We start from the raw sequence: 14920 nt of genomic DNA on the forward strand, positions 1-14920 counted from the left end.
GGCGGATGACGTTCAGTGGGGAACGCGCCCCCGCGAGGCACCCGCACGTGGCCGCCGCGGTGGAGGCGGGGGTGTTGAGTGTGGCGTGTGCGGGTGCGATCACGACCCTGCTGGATCGGGTGGCGTGCCGGGCCGACCGGGCCCTGCTGGCGCAGGCGGAGCAGACTCTGGTGGAGCAGGCGGCCGGGTTGTCGCTGTCCGAGTTGCAGGTGGTGTTGCGGCGGGCGGAGGCGTGGTTGGACCCGGACGGGCTGGAACCGAAGCTCGAGAATCTGCGGGATGCCCGGTTCTTGAGGATCTGGGAAGACCAGCACGGCATGATCAACCTCGACGGCCGATTGGACCCGGCGACCGGCGCCCCGATCAAAGCCGCGATCGACGCCCTGGTGACCGCGCAGATCCGCGCGATGCGCGGCCACAACCACCCCGACGGCGACGGAGCCGGGGACGGGGCAGCGGGCGACGGTGGGTGGAGCTGGAGCGACGGCGGCGAGCCCGCCACGGATGCCGACGGCTCACCCGCGGCCGGTGCGGGCACGGGTGATGCCGGTGTGGGTGGGCCGGTGGAGCGGCGCACGATCGTGCAGTTGCAGGCCGACGCGCTGTCCACTCTCGCGAAGATCGGCCTCGGCTCCGACAATGCTCCCGCTCCGCTGGCGACCACCACCGTGGTGGTGCGGATCCCGCTGGAAGCCCTCACCACCGGGACCGGGGTGGCGACCATCGACGGCCTCACCCAACCCGTCGACGCCGGCACCGCCCGACGGATGGCCGCGGACGCGGAGATCATCCCGATCGTCCTCGGGAGTAAAAGTGAGGTCCTCGACTACGGCCGGTCCCGCCGGTTGTTCTCCAAAGCGCAAAGACTGGCCCTGGTCGAACGTGACGGCGGGTGCGCGTCCTGCGCCGCCCCACCGGGGATGTGTGAAGCCCATCACCTGACCTGGTGGTCCCACGGCGGCAGAACTGATCTGGACGACGGGATCCTGCTGTGTACCAGCTGCCACCACACGATCCACAAACACGACTGGGACATCCGCATCGATGACACCGGGGTGTGGTTCCTCCCGCCCGCTCACATCGACCCGACCCGCACACCCCGGCGCGGCGGACGCCGCCGCCACGACTACCAACCCGCCGCCTGACACCCATGCGCCAGGGACGCCCAACCAGGCGGGCTGAGCCTGTCGAAGCCCAACGCCCCGGCACGTCTGCCCTTCGACAAGCTCAGGGCGCCCGATCAGGCGGGCTGAGCCTGTCGAAGCCCAACACCCCGGCACGCCTGCCCTTCGACAAGCGCAGGGCGCGAGAACGGGCAGCGAACGATCACAATGCCCCGGTCTAAGCTGGCCGGATGCCGCGACCCGACTGGACCCCGCACCGCCGCGACGACGGCGAGCTCGTCGGCTGGATCATGCCGGCCGGCGAGGACTGGGTGCCGATCGACCTGTTCGGGCGGGAGGTCACCGGCGCGACCGACTGGCTCGACGCGGAGGCTGCCCTGGAAGAACGCGGCATCCGGTTCCTCGCGGACATCTGGATGCTGGAGCGCGACGGTGCCGCCCCCGTGCGTGTGCGGATCGTCGAGGTCACGCCCGACCGCGCCGGCGTCCCCGGGCGCGTGGTCGTGCAGACGGACGACTTCGGCGCGATCGACGCGCCCGTCACCCGGTTCGAACTGCCGTGGCCGGCACCGGCCGCGCTGCGCCCGCGCCGCGACGACGACCCGGACGGGCGCATCTTCCGCTGACGCGATGCGTAGGGTGGCATCCGTGGAGACCCCGGCATCCCTCGACATCCGCCCGCTCGACACGGTGGAGGCCGCCTTCGCCGCGTCCGACGTCCTGTCCCAGGTGTGGGGCGGCGACCGCACCGGGATGCCCGCGAACCTCCTGCGCGCACTGGCCCACGCCGGCAACTACGCGTACGGCGTGTACGACGCCGACCGCATCGTCGGAGCGTCCGTGGCGTTCTTCGGACCGCCCGACGCGCGCACCCTGCACTCCCACATCACCGGGCTCCTGCCGGCGCACCGCGGGCACGGGGAGGGGCGCGCGCTGAAGCTGCATCAGCGCGACTGGGCGCTCGCGCACGGCGCCGACCGGGTCACGTGGACCTTCGATCCGCTGGTGGCGCGCAACGCGCACTTCAACATCCGGGTGCTCGGGGTCCGTGTCGTGGAGTACCTCGTCGACCACTACGGCGCGATGGACGACGGCGTCAACCGCGGCGACGAGTCCGATCGGCTGCTGGTCTCCTGGGACCTCCTCGCCCCGCCGCCGCAGCCCGGCGAGACGGTCGCCTCGGTCGCGGTGCCGCGCGACATCGAGACGATCCGTCGCACCACGGGCGACGCTCTGGTGTGGCGGCGCCGGGTCCGCGAGCAGATGCTCGCCCAGTTCGCCGCCGGGCTCGTCGTCGGCGGGTTCGACGACGAGCACGGCTACCTGTTCGTCCGCCCGTGAGGCATCCAGCTGTTCGATAGCCTTCTTGCAGGGCCTTGATAATTCCCCGGGACAGGGCCAGGATGTCGCACAAGGTCGCCACTGGGGGCGGCCCGTGCGCCCGCAGCGCAGCGGGCGTCTGGGGAGATCCGGTCTGGGGGCCGGATCCAGGAAGCTGGAGGTTCCATGCATTCCATGCGCGCGCTCGCTGTCGGCTGTGCCGTCGCCGGGCTCATCATCGCCACACCCGCCGTGGCTTCGGCCAAGACCGGACCACCGACGACGAGCGACTGGAGCGACGCCTCGCTGGCGCCGTTCAACCTGGAAGTCGACGGGACGCGTGTGCTCGTCGCCGACGGATTCACCGGGATGGTCGGAGCACTGCAGCCGGACGGCACTCTCGCACCGGTCGTCACGGACGTCCCCGGCGTGGCCGGGATCGCGACGCGCGGCAAGTGGCTCGCGTACACGTCGACGGTGTCGACACCGCCCGACGAGCAGCATCCGGAAGGCGTGAACGTCGCGTCCGGGCTCAACATCCGAACGCCGCAGGGCACCATCGTCTACGCGGACACGCACGCGTTCGAAGTCGCGAACAACCCCGACGCCGGAGTGACGTACGGGCCCGCCGACGCGAGCTGCCTGCCCGACTCGCCGTTCGGGGCGCACAACGGCCTCGTCGACTCGCACGCGTACTCCGTGGCATCCGGCAACGGCGTCTGGTACGTCGCGGACGCCGGCGGCAACGACATCCTCAAGGTCACCGACAGCGGTCAGGTCAGCCTGGTCGCGGTACTTCCGCGCAAGGCGTTCGACATCCCGCCCGAGGCCGCCCCGGCGCCGTGCCTCGTCGGCACCTACTACTCGGAGCCGGTGCCGACCGACGTTGAGGTCGGCGGCGACGGACAGCTGTACGTCACCACGCTCACCGGCGCGACCGAGGCCGGCATCCCGGGCCTCAGCGACCTGTGGCGGATCAACCCGACGACCGGTGCGATCACCCATCTCGCCGGCGGCTTCAGCGGCGCGACGAACCTGGCGCTCGGGAAGAACGGCGAGATCTACGTCGCCGAACTCGACGGCGGCGGCATCTCCGTCTACCGCAACGGCGTCGTCTCGCCGTACGCCGCGCTTCCGAACGCGCTCGCGGTCGAGACCGGTGCCGGGGGCACCGTCTGGGCGTCGACCATCGGGCTGCTGCAGCAGAACCCGGTGCCGAGCCGGATCGTCTCGATCTCGAACGGCAAGGTGAAGGTCCAGGCCAAGCTGCCCTGACCCCGTTCCCGCAGGCAGGACCCCGGCTCGGGAGGGCCGGGGTCCCGCTACGCTGGCGCTCATGCCCGACTATCGCGCCCATTTCGACTTCGAGATCGCCTTCGCCAACGGCGGCGGGATGACCGGAACCGGCTTCCGGCTCGACGTGCCGGATGCCGCGATCGACGACGCCGCCCTCGGACGCCTGCTCGTGCAGCACCTGGGCCTCGCACTTGTGCGCGACGTGGTGCTGCGGGACGTGCGCATCGTCGAGGAGCAGCACCGGGGCAGTCGCGGGGTGGACGCCTCGACGCCGGATGCCGGCATCCGCATCGTCGATCTCAGTCACCGGATCCGCGAGGGTCTCATCACGTACCCCGGTCTTCCCGCGCCGGTGTTCACCCCGCACCTCACGCGGGAGGATTCGCGCACGCGGTACGCCCCGGGCACCGAGTTCGCGATGGACGTGATCACGATGATCGGCAACACCGGCACCTACCTCGACGCCCCGTTCCACCGCTACGCGGACGGCGCGGACCTCGCCGGACTGGAGCTCGCGAGCCTCGTCGGCCTGCGCGCGGAGGTGTTCCACCTCGAGGATGCCTGGTCGCCGACGTCCCGCGGCATCCTCGCCGAGACGCTCGCCGACCGCGACGTGCGCGGCGCCGCCGTGCTGCTGCACACCGGCTGGGATCGCTTCTTCGGCACCCCCGCCTACGGCTCCGGTGCACCGTTCCTCACCGGGGGCGCCGCGCAGTGGCTGATCGAGGCGGGGGCGGTGCTGGTCGGCATCGATTCGCTGAACATCGACGACACCGAGTCGGATGGCGAGCGTCCGGCGCACTCCCTGCTGCTGGGTGCCGGCATCCACGTGGTCGAGCACCTGACGAACCTCGGCTCCGTGCCGGCCACCGGTGCCCGGTTCACCGCCGCTCCTCCGGCGGTCGAGCGGTTCGGCACCTTCCCGGTGCGCGCCTTCGCCGAAGTCCCCGCCTGACGCCGGGCAGCCGGGCCGCCGCGTAGCCTGATGCCATGCCCACTGCTGCGCTGCGCCCGGTCACCGTCGATGGCTTCGAACTGCGCGTGCTGCATCTGCCGCTCGTCTCGCCGTTCACCACGTCGTTCGGCACCGAGACCGTGCGCGAGGTCATCGTGGTGCGCGCCCGCACCACCGACGGCGACGGCTGGGGCGAGATCGTCACCCAGTACGACCCCCTGTATTCGAGCGAGTACACGCACGGCGCGTGGGATGTCGCCCAGCGCTTCCTGATCCCCGCTCTCCTGGAGCGGCGCACCCTCGCCCCCGACGACGTCGCCGCGGTGCTCGAGCCGTTCAAGGGGCACCGCATGGCCAAGGCGGGGCTCGAACTCGCGGTGCTGGATGCCGCGCTCCGCCGCGACGGCATCCCCCTCGGCGCCCATCTCGGCGCCGTCCGCGACCGGGTCCCGTCGGGCGTCTCGGTCGGCATCCAGCGCGACCCGGCCGCCCTCGTGGACGCCGTGCACGGGTACCTCGACGAGGGGTACGTGCGCATCAAGATCAAGATCAGACCCGGACGCGACGTCGACGACACCGCCGCCGTGCGCGACGCGTTCGGCACCATCCCGCTGCAGGTCGACGCGAATTCCGCGTACACGCTTCAGGATGCCGACGTGCTCGCCGAACTCGACCGGTTCGACCTGCTGCTGATCGAGCAGCCCCTGCAGGAGGACGACCTCGTCGACCACGCGACCCTCGCGCGGCGGCTGCGGACGCCCGTTTGCCTGGACGAATCCGTCGTCTCGCTCAAGGCCGCCCGCGACGCCCTGGCCCTCGGATCCTGTCGCATCGTCAACATCAAGGCGGGCCGGGTCGGCGGATACCTCGAGGCGGTCCGCATCCACGACCTCGCGCAGGACGCCGGCGTGCCGGTGTGGTGCGGCGGGATGCTGGAGACCGGCATCGGCCGGGCGGCGAACGCGGCGCTGGCGGCGCTTCCGGGGTTCACGCTGCCGGGCGACGTGTCGGCATCGGCACGGTTCTACACGCGCGACATCGTCACCGAGCCGGCAGTGCTCGAGGACGGTCAGGTGCGCGTGCCGACCGGTCCTGGGCTCGGTGTCGAGATCGACCCGGTCGCGCTGGAGGACTGCACCGTCGAGCGGGTGGTGGTGGGCCGGTGAGCGCGGCGAACGGCATCGTGCCCGACGATCCCGCGGCGGCGCGCGGCATCGGCCGGCGCGCGCAGTCCGACATCTACCGCGCCGGGATCACCGGCTCCCGGCCGGCGGCACCCGTGCATCCGGACGCGCTGGAGCACGCCGCCCGCAAGGCGCTCAGCGCCGAGGCCTTCGCGTACATCGCCGGGGGAGCGGGCGCCGGGCGCACCATGGCGGCCAACCGCGCCGCGTTCGAGCGCTGGCAGGTCTGGCCGCGGCCGCTGCGGGACGTCTCCGAGCGCGACCTGTCGACGACCTTCCTCGGCCGCACGCGGCACACCCCGCTGCTGCTGGCGCCGCTCGGCGTCATGGAGATGGCGCACGCGCAGGCCGACCTCGCCGTGGCGCGGGCTGCGGCATCCCTCGCCGTCCCGTACACGCTCAGCAACCAGGCCTCGTTCCCGATGGAGGCCGTGGCGGATGCCGCGCCCGGCGGCGCGCGCCTGTTCCAGCTGTACTGGTCGGCATCCGACGAGCTCAACGCTTCGCTGATCGGCCGGGCCGAGGCATCCGGCTGCGAGGCGATCGTCGTCACGCTCGACACGCACCTGCTCGGCTGGCGCACGCACGACCTCGATGTCGGGTACCTGCCGTTCACGCGCGGGCTCGGCATCGCCCAGTACACGAGCGACGCGGTGTTCCAGCAGCTGGTGCGCGAGCGCGCCCGCACGTCGGGCCCGGCGCCGAGCGTGCGGATGACCCCCAAGACCGTCGCCGCGGGCATCTCGATGGCCCGCAAGACGGCCCCGATCACGGGGGTGGGCGTGCGCGAGGGACTGCGCTCGCCGCTGCCGCGAGCCGCCGTCGAGACGTTCCTCGACGTGTTCTCCACCCCGGCGCTGACCTGGGACGACCTGGCGAAGGCGCGGGAGTGGACGTCGCTGCCGATCATCCTGAAAGGCATCGTGCACCCCGACGACGCTCTGCGCGCCGTCGATGCCGGCCTGGACGGCGTGTGGGTGTCCAACCACGGCGGGCGGCAGATCGACGCCTCCGTGCCGACGCTCGCGGTGCTCCCCGAGATCGCCGATCGCGTCGCGCGGCGCATCCCCATCGTCTTCGATTCCGGGGTGCGCGGGGGTGCGGATGCCTTCATCGCCCTCGCTCTCGGCGCCACGATGGTGGCACTCGGGCGCCCGTACGCGTACGGGCTCGCCGTTGCGGGGGAGGCGGGGGTGCGTGAAGCGGTCCGCAACGTGCTCGCGGAGCTCGACATCACGATGGGTCTCGCCGGGCTCACCGCGGTCTCGGACATCGACCGGCAGGCTCTGCGCGAGGTCGGCTGACCTGCAGGCATCCTTCCGGGTATCCCCCTGACATGCGTGTCGGCCGAGCCCTAGCCTGGGTGCATGACGACGAATCCTCCTCCTCCGCAGCAGCCGCCGTACGGCGGCCCCGCGCAGCAGCCGATGTCGCCCTCCGACGAAAAGCTCTGGGCGACCCTCATCCAGGTCGGCGGGCTGCTCTTCAACTTCATCCCGGCCCTCATCGGGTACCTGGTGCTCAAAGACCGCGGTCCGTTCGTGCGGCACTACTCCGTGACCGCGCTGAACTTCCAGCTGACCCTGCTCATCGCGTTCGTGGTGGGGGCGATCACCAGCGTGCTCCTGATCGGCATCTTCATCATGCTGGCCGCCTACGTGGTGAACATCGTGTTCTCGATCATCGCCGCCGTGAAGGCGAACAAGGGAGAGTGGTACACCTACCCGATGTCCATCCCCTTCGTGAAGTAGGACCGACGAGGCGGTACCACTGTCGGCGGATAGTGGTACCGTCTTCGCATGGCGACCAATCTGCGACTCCGGCCGGACGAAGAGGCAGCGCTCAAGGCGGAGTCCGAGCGCACCGGGCTCAGTCAGCAGGCGATTCTGCGACGGGCGATCGACGAGTACCTCGGTCTCGCACCCAAGCCCAGGGCCAAGAAGCTGCCCGACTGGGTGATTCCCGCGACCGAGCCCTATCGTCGGATCGAGCCTTCTCTGGTGCTTCCTGACGGCGTGACCACGCTGGATCTCCTCGACCGCGAGGACCGCCTGTGAGCGGCATCGCCTACTTCGACACCAGCGCGCTGGTCAAGCGGATCGTGCGCGAGGCAGAGTCGGAGGCGCTCGCCGACGCCGTCGACGCCCGACGAGGCGACGGCGCGCAGCTGGTGGGGTCCGTCATTGCGAAGATCGAACTCGCCCGCGTTCTTCTGCGACAGGGTGCGGGCGCAGCCGAGGCCGACCGGGAGTCGCGTGCGGCGCTCGAAGGAATCGCGATCGCCCCGATGACCGATGTGGTGATCGAGTTCGCGCGAGGGATCGATCCGCCGATCCTTCGTTCGCTCGACGCTATCCACCTCGCGACGGCCGTCGCGGTCGGCGCGGACGAGGTCTGGACGTACGACTCCCGGCTCGCCGATGCCGCCGCGGCCCGGGGCATGCTCGTGCGCGCCCCGGCGTGAGCCGCCGCAGGATCCCGGCATCCTGCGCCCGTAGAATCGAGGGGCCGCGAAATCTTGCGGCATCCCCCGTGAAACCTCCGCGACCATTGGAGCCACCGTGGCCGAACAGTCCCGCCTCGACAAAGTCATCGCCCTCGCCCGCCACCGCGGGTTCGTGTTCCAGGCCGGTGAGATCTACGGCGGGTCCCGTTCGGCATGGGACTACGGCCCCCTCGGAACCGAGCTGAAAGAGAACATCCGCCGCCAGTGGTGGCAGACGTTCGTGCGCGGCCGCGGCGACATGGTCGGCCTCGACTCGTCGGTGATCCTCCCCAAGCGCGTGTGGGAGGCATCCGGCCACGTCGCGACGTTCACCGATCCGCTCGTCGAGTGCCTGAGCTGCCACAAGCGCTTCCGCGCTGACACGCTCGTCGAGGACTTCGAGGCCCGGAAAGGCCGCAAGGCCGAGAACGGCCTCGCCGACGTCCCGTGCCCCAACTGCGGCACGAAGGGTCAGTACACCGAGCCCAAGTCGTTCTCGGGCCTGATGAAGACCTACCTCGGCGTGGTCGACGACGAGTCCGGCGTGCACTTCCTGCGGCCCGAGACCGCCCAGGGCATCTTCATCAACTTCTCGAACGTCGTGCAGGCCTCGCGCAAGAAGCCGCCGTTCGGCGTCGGCCAGGTCGGCAAGGCGTTCCGCAACGAGATCACCCCCGGAAACTTCATCTTCCGCACGCGCGAGTTCGAGCAGATGGAGATCGAGTACTTCGTGCCGCCGGCGGAGGCCCAGGAGTGGTTCGAGCACTGGGTCGAGGAATGCTGGGACTGGTTCGTCGACCTCGGCATCGACCCCGCCAACATGCGCCGGTTCGACGTGCCCGAAGACGACCGCGCGCACTACTCCGACGGCACCATCGACGTCGAGTACCGCTTCGGCTTCCAGGGCAAGGAGTGGGGCGAGCTGATGGGCGTCGCCAACCGCACCGATTTCGACCTGTCCAGCCACAGCGAGGCATCCGGCCAGTCGCTGACGTACTTCGACCAGGCATCCGGCGAGAAGTACACGCCGTACGTGATCGAGCCGTCGTTCGGACTCACCCGCGCGATGATGGCGTTCCTCGTCGACGCGTACCGCGAGGAGCAGGTGCCCAACGCCAAGGGCGGCACCGACACCCGCACGGTGCTCGGCCTCGACCCGCGCCTGGCGCCGGTCAAGGTGGCCGTGCTTCCGCTGAGCCGCAACGAGCGCCTGTCGCCGCTGGCCCGCGAGGTCGCCGACCGCCTGCGCGGCCGCGGCTGGAACACCGACTTCGACGACGCCGGCGCCATCGGCCGCCGCTATCGCCGTCACGACGAGATCGGCACCCCGCTGTGCGTCACGGTCGACTTCGACTCGCTCGACGACAACGCTGTGACCGTCCGGGACCGCGACACGATGGCCCAGGAGCGCGTGCCGCTCGACGGGCTCGAGACCTTCCTGGCCGAGCGCCTGCGCGGCGCCTGACCGCCGAGACAGGTCGATCCCGACGAGACGGGCCCGTGCCGGGCCGGTTTCGTCGGGATCGCCCTGTTTCGAGAGACGCTCAGCGCGCGGCGACCTCCGCGAGCAGTCGGGCGCGCTCGGCGGGGTCGGATGCCACCGCGGCCGCCGCTGCGGCGAGGCCGTACGCGGCATCCAGGATCGCGGCATCCGCACCGGGGGCCGCGCCGGCGGCGGCGAAGTCGGCGGTGTGGTGCACCGCGCCGGCGACGTCGTAGCCGATCATCGGGTGGATGCTGGGCACCCGGTGGGACACGTCGCCCATGTCGGTGGACCCCACGGCCGGGCCGTCGAGGCGCACGGTACGGCCGATCCCGGCGAGGGCGTCCGCATACGCGCGGCACAGCGCGGCGTCCTGCCGCAGATCCGCGAAGGGATGCCCGACCGGCTCGATCGTGAGGGTGCACCCGGTCGCCAGGGCGCCGGCCTCGTAGCACCGCTGCACCCGCTCCCAGAGCGCATCGAGCTGCTCCTTCCGCGGGGCGCGCAGCTCGACGCGCGCCGTCGCCCGCGCCGGGATGACGTTGGGCGCGGTGCCGCCGTCGACGACGATCGACGACATGATCACGTCGCTCGGCAGCTGCTGGCGGGCGAGGGCGGTCGCGGTCTGGGCGATGACGATCGCATCGAGCGCGTTGACCCCTTCGCTCGGCGCCGCGGCCGCATGCGCGCCGCGTCCGTGGAAGGTCAGATCCCAGCAGCCGAGCGCGAGCGATGACGCCCCGACGTTGTCCTCGCCGGCCGCATGGGCCATCATCGCGATCGCGGCGCCGTCGAAGAACCCGGCGTCGAGGAGGTCGACCTTGCCGCCCCAGGACTCCTCGGCCGGGGTTCCGAGCACGAGCACGGTGAGCCCCAGCCGACCGGCGAGCGGCTGCAGCGCGAGGGCGGTACCGACTGCGGACGCGGCGTTCACGTTGTGCCCGCAGCCGTGTCCGATCTCGGGCAGGGCGTCGTACTCGACGCACACCGCCACCACGAACTCGCCGGTCCCGAAGGTCGCGGCGAACGCGGTCGGCTGTTCGGGCTGGGGGAGATCGAAGGAGAAGCCGGCATCCTGCAGGACCTCCTTCACGCGTGCGACGGCGCGGAACTCCTCGCCGCCGAGCTCCGGGTCCGCGTGGATCGCGTGGCTCAGCGCGACGAGGCCGTCCCGGTGCGCGTCGACGGACGCGCGCACCTCGTCGCGGATGTCGGTCAGGATGTCGAGAGTCATGCAGTCGCCTCCGGAGCGGTCTTGCGGGGATACCTCAGTGCGACGATGCCGGCGAGGGCCGCCGCGACGAGCAGCGTGACCCAGATGCCGACGATGCCGCCGAGCGCGATGTGGCCGTCGGGGGCCACGAACACCGTCGAGATCAGTTTGACGGCGGCGGCGCCGATCGCGATGCCGACCGACAGCGCCAGTTCGTTCAGACCCGCGGCGGTCGCGGTCTCGTCCACCGGCACGCCTTCGACGCTGAGGGTGCGGGTGGCCGCCTGATAGGCGCCGATGCCGAGGTAGAACACGCTGAATCCGGCGATGTACCCGGCGGCGGTGCCGTGCAGCGCGGCCATCAGCACGAACCCGACCGCGAGCAGCGCGGCCGCGGTGAACAGGGCGGCGCGCTCGCCGACCCGGCGCATGTACGGCGGCAGGGCGAGCGACGACGCGAACGCGAGCACCGAGCAGGCGGCGAGGATCACGGCGATGGCCAGCGGATCCATGCCGAAGCCGTACGAGGTGGCCGCGTCATCCGCGTGGAGGAAGATCCCGTTGGTTCCGAAGTAGCTGATCGAGGCGAACCCGAAGAGGAACGTCACCACGGTGATGGTGCGCACGCGCGGGATCGAGAGCATCCGCAGGTCGATGAAGCGGACCGCGTCGGTGCGCCGGTCGAGCCGCCACCAGACCGCAAGCAGAGCGACGCCGCCGAGGCCGGTGACGAGGGTGAGCGGTGACAGCCAGCCCCAGTCCCCGCCCATCGACAGTGCCGTGACGAACCCGATGAGACCGAGCGTGCAGGATGCCAGCGGCACGGCGGCCAGGCGCTCGCGGGTGCCCTCGAGGCCCTTCGGCAGGAACAGGGATGCGACGAGCGCGATGACCGCGAACGGCACCGCGACCCAGAACCCGAGCGTCGGGCGCTGCGCACCGACGACACCGGCGAGGAGCCCGCCGAGGCCCACTGTGATCATCAGGGTGGCGATCATCGCGCCGACGCCGCTGCGGGTGGCGGCGGCATCCGTGGCGCGCAGGATCCCCATCATCAGCGGGATGAAGCCGACGACGCAGGTGAGCAGCACCACGCCGACGGTGACCGTCGCGAGCGTCGGCCACAGGGCCATGAGGAACACGCCCACCGCGACGATGACGGCGGTGATCCGCAGGATGAGGCGGCAGCCCAGGCTGTCGCCGAGGCGCGAGATGACCGGTGTGAAGACGGCGAACGCGACCGACGAGATGAGGAACAGGCCGTTGATGGTGGGGTCGTCGATCTTCAGCTCGGGCCCGAGGGCGGGCAGGATCGGGTTGAGGTAGCCCTGCGTGATGCCGGACAGGGCCTCGATGAGGGCCATCGCGACGATGACGCCGGCCATCGGCGCGGCGGTGCGCGACCGCACGGCGGTGGGGGAGGGGGCGGAGGACATGGGCGCGGGATTCCTTCGGTGGAGGGGGCATCCACGTCTTCGTGGACGACGCCCACCGTATTTTTCGCCGGGACCGTCCGTGCCAGAATGCAGGAATCGGACAGATTGGCGATCAGGATGCCGGAATCCACTGATCCTGCGGAGATCGATCTCGCGCTGCTCGGTGCGCTGGAGGTAAACCCGCGCGCCGAGTGGACGGCGGTGGGCGCTGCCCTGGACCTCTCCGCCACGACCGTCGCCCGGCGCTGGGCGACGCTCGCGGCGGCGGGCGACGCCTGGGTGACGCCGGCGCCGGGCCACCGGTTCGTCGAGGAGGCGGGCTGCGCCTTCGCGTTCCTCGCCGTCGAGCCGCGCCGGCTGGAGGAGGCGATCGCGGCGCTCGGCGCCTCCCCGGTCTTCGCGACCATGTCGCGGGTCACCGGCGAGTTCGATCTGATGGTGGACTGCTTCGGGGCATCCCTGACGTCGCTCCTCGACGAGATCGGCACGGCGCTGGCCGGCGTCCCCGGCATCCTGCGGTCGGAGGTGGTCGTCACCACCCGCGTGCACCGGCACGGCACGCAGTGGCGGTCGGGCACGATCGCGCGCGACCAGGCCCGCACGCTGCAGCAGCAGCAGCGGCCGGCGTCCGCGGGCCGGCGCCGGGTCGAGGCGCAGCTGGTGGACGCACTCACGCACGACGGGCGCACGTCGTGGGAGCAGCTCGGGGCGGTGCTCGGCCGCTCGGCGCAGACGGCCCGCCGCCACACCGACGCGCTGCTCGGCCGCGGCATCCTGACGCTCCGCTGCGACCGCGCGCGGCGGTTCGATTCGTCGCGCCGGGAGGCGTCGTACCTGGTGAGCGTTCCGGCGCCCCGGCTCGAGGAGGCGGCGCGGTTCTTCGCCGATCAGGCATCCTGCCGGCTCAGCGCGGAGGTGATCGGGCGCGTCAACCTCGTCGCCACGCTGTGGGTGCGCGACCTCGCCGAACTGCAGCGCATCGAGGCGAACCTCGCAGCCCGGGTGCCGGAGGCCGTCGTCCGCGAGCGCACCCTGTCGTTCCGCACGGACAAGCGGCTCGGGCACGTGCTGGATGCCGCCGGGCGCACCACCGCCGTGGTGCCGATGGTGTTTCCGGCCTGACGCCGCCGCGTGCGCGGCTCGGCCACCGCCGAGACAGGCCGATGGCGCCGAGACGGGCCCGCGGTGCCCATGTTCCGGCGGCGCGGACCTGTCTCGGCGTGAGGGCGCCGGGTCAGTGCCGGTACGTGCCGTGGATGATGGCGCGGCCGAGGGTCTTGAAGGCGAGGTTGAACGACACCACCGCGGGCGTCGCGTCGGGGCGAACGCCCAGAGACTCGGCGCCGACGGCGTGCACGACGAAGAAGTAGCGGTGCACCTGGTCGCCCTGAGGCGGCGCGGCACCCATGAAGCCGGCGTCGCCGCCGTCGTTTCGCACGTGGAACGCCCGGCCGGGCAGGGTGCGGGATGCCGCACCGGTGTCGAGGCTCGTGACGTCGCCGGGCAGGTCCACCAGCACCCAGTGCCAGAAGCCCGACGGGGTCGGGGCATCCGGATCGAAGCACGTGACCACGAACGACTTCGTGCCTTCGGGGGCGCCGGACCAGCTGAGCTGGGGTGAGGTGTTGCCGAACTCGGCGACCTGGTCGTCCTTCAGCGGGGCGCCGTCGGTGACGTCGGCGCTGGTCACGGTGAACGACGGGACGGCGGGAAGCAGCGGGTACGGATCGGGAGCGACGGGTCGATCGAGGGAGGCCATAGCGGCGACCTTACGCCTTCGGATGCCGACGCGCCCCTCATTGCGGCCGAGTGCTGCGCTCGGGCAGGATGCTGTCATCGATCGGCCCGACCGCGGAAGGCCCGCCATGACTTCGCCCCACCGGCCACGCCGTCGTCCCCGCGCCATCGGGGTCGCGATCGCCGGGCTCGTCCTCGCCGTCGGCCTGGCGGCATGCAGCGGCGGCGGTGGGCTGCCGACCGGCTCGCCCACCGTTCAGCTGCCCACGGCCTCGCCGACGGTGACCCTGCCGACGCGCACGCCGATCCCGACGCCGACGCGCACGCCGATCCTGCCGACGCGCACACCGACCCCGACACCGGAACCGACACCGACGCCGACCCGCACCGCCGTGCTGCCGACGCGCACCCCGACACCGACCCCGACGGCGCCGGCTCCGGTGGTTCCGGTCCCGACGCCGGCATCACCCACGCCGACCGCGACCCCGACCGAGACGCCCACGCCGAGCCCGACGCCGACCGCGAGCTCCACCCCGTCGCCGTCGCCGACCGCGATCGCGGAGCAGAACGCCGCCGCCGAATCGCCGTGGGTGTGGTGGGTGCTCGGCATCCTGATCGCCGGCGGCGCGACCACCGCGATCGTCGTGGCCGCCCGGCGCCGCAAGGCGGGGCCGCCGCAGCCCTAGC

General features: G+C 71.7%; 16 protein-coding genes. 13 read left to right on the plus strand and 3 right to left on the minus strand.

All coding sequences use genetic code 11. The features are described from left to right. The 11 genes from LK09_RS00005 to LK09_RS00055 form a co-directional block, all read left to right on the plus strand. A partial coding sequence (locus LK09_RS00005; protein WP_039394784.1) for an HNH endonuclease occupies window positions 1–1145 on the plus strand: 1145 nt, incomplete at its 5' end. A 209-nt stretch (window positions 1146–1354) separates the two neighbouring features. After that, entirely contained in the window at window positions 1355–1750 is a 396-nt protein-coding gene (locus LK09_RS00010; protein WP_039393961.1) for a hypothetical protein, read from the plus strand. A gap of 4 nt (window positions 1751–1754) precedes the next feature. Continuing rightward, window positions 1755–2465, plus strand: a complete 711-nt coding sequence (locus LK09_RS00015) for a GNAT family N-acetyltransferase (protein WP_039393963.1) — start codon at window positions 1755–1757, stop codon at window positions 2463–2465. Between the two features lie 174 nt (window positions 2466–2639). Next, on the plus strand, window positions 2640–3719 hold the full coding sequence (locus tag LK09_RS00020; protein ID WP_052226223.1) for a ScyD/ScyE family protein: 1080 nt from the start codon (window positions 2640–2642) through the stop codon (window positions 3717–3719). A 61-nt stretch (window positions 3720–3780) separates the two neighbouring features. Then, the gene (locus tag LK09_RS00025) at window positions 3781–4695 is read left to right on the plus strand and encodes a cyclase family protein (protein WP_039393968.1); all 915 of its coding nucleotides are present in this window, start codon (window positions 3781–3783) and stop codon (window positions 4693–4695) included. 35 nt (window positions 4696–4730) lie between these two features. Beyond that, window positions 4731–5861: an o-succinylbenzoate synthase gene (gene menC, locus LK09_RS00030; protein WP_039393972.1), complete on the plus strand. Its 1131-nt coding sequence runs from the start codon at window positions 4731–4733 to the stop codon at window positions 5859–5861. Then, a complete protein-coding gene (locus LK09_RS00035; RefSeq protein ID WP_082007948.1) occupies window positions 5858–7183 on the plus strand; it encodes an alpha-hydroxy-acid oxidizing protein in 1326 nt (441 codons plus the stop codon). The genes menC and LK09_RS00035 overlap by 4 nt, the downstream gene beginning before the upstream one ends. 63 nt (window positions 7184–7246) lie before the next feature. Next, window positions 7247–7630: a DUF4870 domain-containing protein gene (locus tag LK09_RS00040; protein ID WP_039393980.1), complete on the plus strand. Its 384-nt coding sequence runs from the start codon at window positions 7247–7249 to the stop codon at window positions 7628–7630. A 48-nt stretch (window positions 7631–7678) separates the two neighbouring features. Continuing rightward, the gene (locus tag LK09_RS00045; protein ID WP_039393984.1) at window positions 7679–7936 is read left to right on the plus strand and encodes a ribbon-helix-helix protein, CopG family; all 258 of its coding nucleotides are present in this window, start codon (window positions 7679–7681) and stop codon (window positions 7934–7936) included. Next, window positions 7933–8343, plus strand: coding sequence for a type II toxin-antitoxin system VapC family toxin (locus tag LK09_RS00050; protein ID WP_197060931.1), 411 nt, complete (start codon window positions 7933–7935; stop codon window positions 8341–8343). The genes LK09_RS00045 and LK09_RS00050 overlap by 4 nt, the downstream gene beginning before the upstream one ends. 97 nt (window positions 8344–8440) lie before the next feature. After that, the gene (locus LK09_RS00055) at window positions 8441–9829 is read left to right on the plus strand and encodes a glycine--tRNA ligase (RefSeq protein ID WP_039393986.1); all 1389 of its coding nucleotides are present in this window, start codon (window positions 8441–8443) and stop codon (window positions 9827–9829) included. A 79-nt stretch (window positions 9830–9908) separates the two neighbouring features. Here LK09_RS00055 and LK09_RS00060 read toward each other — a convergent pair whose 3' ends face one another. Continuing rightward, complete coding sequence (locus tag LK09_RS00060) at window positions 9909–11081, minus strand: M20 family metallopeptidase (RefSeq protein WP_052226224.1); 1173 nt, start codon at window positions 11079–11081, stop codon at window positions 9909–9911. Continuing rightward, window positions 11078–12496, minus strand: a complete 1419-nt coding sequence (locus tag LK09_RS00065) for an MFS transporter (RefSeq protein WP_039393988.1) — start codon at window positions 12494–12496, stop codon at window positions 11078–11080. The genes LK09_RS00060 and LK09_RS00065 overlap by 4 nt, the downstream gene beginning before the upstream one ends. A gap of 117 nt (window positions 12497–12613) precedes the next feature. On the opposite strand from LK09_RS00065, the gene LK09_RS00070 reads away from it, so the two are divergent. Continuing rightward, the gene (locus LK09_RS00070) at window positions 12614–13618 is read left to right on the plus strand and encodes an Lrp/AsnC family transcriptional regulator (RefSeq protein ID WP_039393991.1); all 1005 of its coding nucleotides are present in this window, start codon (window positions 12614–12616) and stop codon (window positions 13616–13618) included. A gap of 112 nt (window positions 13619–13730) precedes the next feature. Here the strand turns inward: LK09_RS00070 and LK09_RS00075 are convergent, their stop codons facing one another. Continuing rightward, complete coding sequence (locus LK09_RS00075) at window positions 13731–14255, minus strand: YbhB/YbcL family Raf kinase inhibitor-like protein (RefSeq protein WP_039393993.1); 525 nt, start codon at window positions 14253–14255, stop codon at window positions 13731–13733. 106 nt (window positions 14256–14361) lie between these two features. Between LK09_RS00075 and LK09_RS21310 the strand changes: the two genes are divergently transcribed. Continuing rightward, entirely contained in the window at window positions 14362–14919 is a 558-nt protein-coding gene (locus LK09_RS21310; RefSeq protein ID WP_156138582.1) for a hypothetical protein, read from the plus strand. Window position 14920 lies beyond the last annotated feature (1 nt).

Origin of the sequence: Microbacterium mangrovi (assembly GCF_000802305.1) — a bacterium.
GTDB lineage: Bacteria > Actinomycetota > Actinomycetes > Actinomycetales > Microbacteriaceae > Microbacterium > Microbacterium mangrovi.

Bases quoted from the DNA above. Each gene is read 5' to 3' on its own strand.
- LK09_RS00010 (WP_039393961.1), top strand. From the start codon at position 1,355: ATGCCGCGACCCGACTGGACCCCGCACCGCCGCGACGACGGCGAGCTC.
- LK09_RS00045 (WP_039393984.1), top strand. From the start codon at position 7,679: ATGGCGACCAATCTGCGACTCCGGCCGGACGAAGAGGCAGCGCTCAAG.
- LK09_RS00060 (WP_052226224.1), bottom strand. From the start codon at position 11,081: ATGACTCTCGACATCCTGACCGACATCCGCGACGAGGTGCGCGCGTCC.
- LK09_RS00025 (WP_039393968.1), top strand. From the start codon at position 3,781: ATGCCCGACTATCGCGCCCATTTCGACTTCGAGATCGCCTTCGCCAAC.
- LK09_RS00040 (WP_039393980.1), top strand. From the start codon at position 7,247: ATGACGACGAATCCTCCTCCTCCGCAGCAGCCGCCGTACGGCGGCCCC.
- LK09_RS00020 (WP_052226223.1), top strand. From the start codon at position 2,640: ATGCGCGCGCTCGCTGTCGGCTGTGCCGTCGCCGGGCTCATCATCGCC.
- menC (WP_039393972.1), top strand. From the start codon at position 4,731: ATGCCCACTGCTGCGCTGCGCCCGGTCACCGTCGATGGCTTCGAACTG.
- LK09_RS00065 (WP_039393988.1), bottom strand. From the start codon at position 12,496: ATGTCCTCCGCCCCCTCCCCCACCGCCGTGCGGTCGCGCACCGCCGCG.
- LK09_RS00075 (WP_039393993.1), bottom strand. From the start codon at position 14,255: ATGGCCTCCCTCGATCGACCCGTCGCTCCCGATCCGTACCCGCTGCTT.
- LK09_RS00070 (WP_039393991.1), top strand. From the start codon at position 12,614: ATGCCGGAATCCACTGATCCTGCGGAGATCGATCTCGCGCTGCTCGGT.
- LK09_RS21310 (WP_156138582.1), top strand. From the start codon at position 14,362: ATGACTTCGCCCCACCGGCCACGCCGTCGTCCCCGCGCCATCGGGGTC.
- LK09_RS00015 (WP_039393963.1), top strand. From the start codon at position 1,755: ATGCGTAGGGTGGCATCCGTGGAGACCCCGGCATCCCTCGACATCCGC.